Here is a 255-nt window from a genome sequence, read left to right as displayed (position 1 = left end):
GCAGCACCACCTGCACGCCTTGACCGTCGGCGGTCTCCGGGTAGACGGTGCGCAGCACCTCGTGCCGGTCGACCACGTCGGCGACAGCCTGACGCAGGGCATCGGTGTCCAGGGTTCCGGTGAGCCGCACCGCGAGCGGGATGTTGTTCACCGCGGTCTGGTTGTCGAACCGGTTGAGGAACCACATCCGCTGCTGCGCCAGCGACAGCGGAATCCGGGACGGACGCGGACCCGCGACGAGCTCGCGGCGGCGTC

The 255-nt window shown here is 70.2% G+C and carries 1 protein-coding gene; it reads right to left on the bottom strand.

The window, feature by feature from the left end; genetic code table 11:
* A partial coding sequence (locus IU459_RS38080; protein ID WP_195134372.1) for a condensation domain-containing protein occupies positions 1-255 on the bottom strand: 255 nt, incomplete at both ends.

Origin of the sequence: Nocardia amamiensis (assembly GCF_015477605.1) — a bacterium.
Classification (GTDB): Bacteria; Actinomycetota; Actinomycetes; order Mycobacteriales; family Mycobacteriaceae; genus Nocardia; species Nocardia amamiensis_A.
This window is presented reverse-complemented; position numbering and strand designations above follow the sequence as displayed.